The organism is Paraburkholderia bryophila (assembly GCF_003269035.1).
GTDB classification, from domain to species: domain Bacteria; phylum Pseudomonadota; class Gammaproteobacteria; order Burkholderiales; family Burkholderiaceae; genus Paraburkholderia; species Paraburkholderia bryophila.
In genome coordinates this window covers 1-2,847 of record NZ_QLTK01000070.1, presented here as the reverse complement: position 1 = coordinate 2,847, position 2,847 = coordinate 1, and the positions used below count along the sequence as shown (strand labels likewise).

Below are 2,847 nucleotides of genomic sequence, written 5' to 3'. Positions count from 1 at the left end.
CCGCGCCGTAGACGTTGCCGTCTGTCGCGACCCATGCGCCGCCATTGGCCACGCGCACGATGCCCGCAAAGGTCATGTTGCCGCCGTCATCCATCACGGCAGGAATGGAGTTATATGCGCTGTTCACCCACTCCATGCCGCCGCCACTCGCACGCCCGCGCATGAACATGGCGGTGCCGTCCGCACTGGCGAGACCGATCTCGCCAAACGAACCGGCTTTGGTCATCGTGAGGCGACCGGTCAGCGTGCCGCCGGCCGTGTTGAGCTTGGTGGCCGGATCAAAATTCCAGCCGCCCCATACGCGAAGCCCATCGCTGCGGGCGATCTCATTGCGACCGAACGACCAGGCGTTATTGCGGCCGTCGAGATGGAAAACAATGCTCGGCTCAGACGTGCCCGAGCCGCCTTCGTAGGCGTCAATGGCGGCGAAGTGCCGGCCGCCCCAGCGCGTCCAGCGCATGCCCATATAGGCCATGATCGATTGCGGTGCATCGACTTGAACCGCTGCGATGCGGTTGCCGGTCATGCTCCAGTCGACGAAAGATCCGCCGATATCGCCTGATGAGCGGAAAACGCCGTTGGTCCCGGTGACGTTCGTGACGTTCGATATGAGCGTGCGCTGTGTCGATACAACGTCAGTGCCGAAGCGCATCGTCTCGCGGGCGTTGTTCGAAATCGCGAACACGCCATCTGCAACGTGGAAAAAACCGGTATCGGGCGCACCGTCATTGACAAACGACAGCGAGGGATTCGCCGCCGAGCCTTCGTCGAGCAGCAGTCGCCGGCCGGTGGCGAAAGTCACGTCGCCGTAGATGGTGCCGCCCTTGCCGAGATCCAGCGGATTCAGATTCCCGGCGTGCCAGACTTCATTGTTCTGCACGGTGAGATTCTTGAGCGCGAAGTCGTATTGATATTGGCCGTACTTCGGCGAGTAGTAGCCCGCCTGTTTGCTGTTCGCAAAGAAGTACCCCTCATTCGGGCCGAGCCATACCTGACCTTCGCTGCCTCGGGTATTGACATACATATTCCCGTTGATGCGGGCGGGGCCGTCGACCTGCACGCGGTTCGTGCCGTCATCGTTGGCGGTGTCGCCGATCAGCACGCGGCCGGACGGCAGCACCTTGATAAACGACTTGTTGCCCGCGATCAGCTCCGTCGAACCGGCCGCAGCCTCCGAGCCAATCGACGCGTTGCCAGCCGTGCGGAAATAGCCATACTGGGTATCTGCTGCAACCCAGGCCGTTACCGTGCCGGCGGCGCCGGCGGAATGCGAACCATAGGTGCGGGTGTTGCCGGCGAACTGCGCAATGCTGGTGCCGTCGTCGGTCGAGGTGCCGAACAGAACACGGCCGGACGGCAGGATACGCACGCGCGTAGCGCCGCCGCCGGCGACGAGATCGAGGAAGCCGGCCGCCGCCTCCGAGCCGACCGACACATTCCCGTTCGAACGGAAATAGGCGACCGACGCGTCGGCCGACGCCCATCCGGTCGTTGCGCCATACCCGAACCTATGCACGCCACGCGTGCTGACATTGCCGCCGAACTGCGCGATGCTGGTGCCGTCGTCGACCGCCGTGTTGAACAATGCACGGCCGCCCGCGACGAGACGCAGCACACGAGCCTGCAGCGCGTCGCGTTCGGCGTCGTTCGCCGCGCCATAGTTCAGGCAGAAATCGAGATATTCCGTGCCCCAGTTGCCGCCGTTAAAGCCGGCGCGGATCGATGCGGCGAGGCGCGTATTCGTATCGTCGTTGTTACCGAACGTGCCATAAAAACGCAGCTTGCCTTCGCGGCCGCCTGCCCCGCTTGCGCCCTTTGCGTATAGCTGCGCCTCGGTGTCACCAGCGGCGGCCGCCGCCGATACCGGGCCGCTGAACGCGGCGCCCGTCAGCGCCGCGTAGCGGGTCGCCGCGGTCTTCGGCGTGACGGCGCGCACGTCGTCGGTGCCGGCGTTGACTTCGGCTTGCGTCGCCAGCTCGACGACGCCTTGCCGCTCGGTCGTCGCCGGCGGATTCGTGAAACTGGCGTCACCGAAAACGAGCTGCGCCGCGTCGATCGTGGCGAACTGCACGTCAGACGACAGCAGCACCATGGCCGCCGGCGACTTTTCCATGATCGGACCATCAGCAGCGCTCTGGCTGTAGGCGCCGAACAGCACACCGTTTTCGAGGTACAGGCCGAAGCCGAACAGCTTGTACTGGTCGGGCGTGTCGTCGCGCAACGTGACGTGAATCGTGTCGGGCGCGACGTTGTCGCCGCTGAACGTGGTCAGCCGCTTCAGCTCGCTCGGCAGACTTTTAAGCGTGCGGTCGGACGCGTCAAAGGCGGCTGTGCTAACGCCGATCGCAACGATTTTGTGCGCGTTGGTGCCCGTGTTGCCGGGTGCCACAAGCGCGGCGCGGCCAGCATCGGTGATATGGAAAAGGGCTCCGGCCATGTTCATTTATCCGTAAGTGAGAGGCGGCGGTACAGGGCCGGCCGAAAGGCCGCCGCAACGCGTTGCGCGCCTTGAATCGAATAGCCTTGCGTGAAGGTGTAGTGAGCCTTGACCGGCTTCGTGCGGTCGATCTCGGCGATGATGTCGGCGACATACGCGGCCGTGGCAGGCACGCCGTCGCGCGCGCTTACGGTCATCACAATGTCGAACGTGCCAGGCACGCCGGGGGGCGTCATCTGGAACCATTCACGCAGCGCGATATTTCCGCCGAACGTGGCGACGACCTCACGCACGGCCGCCGCCGTGCCCTTCTTCCGCGCGATCGGGATCGCGGCCTTGACCCGCGCACGCTTTATCTGTTCGGGCCAGTAGTCTTTCCACGCGTCGACGCCGAGGTGCCACGCGAGCCA

General features: G+C 64.5%; 2 protein-coding genes. Both read right to left on the bottom strand.

The features are described 5' to 3' along the window. Positions 1 to 2,437: hypothetical protein (locus tag BX591_RS35735; protein ID WP_111936000.1), on the bottom strand; the 2,437-nt coding region annotated here is incomplete at its 3' end. A gap of 2 nt (positions 2,438 to 2,439) precedes the next feature. Further along, positions 2,440 to 2,847, bottom strand: a 408-nt coding sequence (locus BX591_RS35730; protein WP_111935999.1) for a phage tail protein I, incomplete at its 5' end; no start/stop codon positions are given.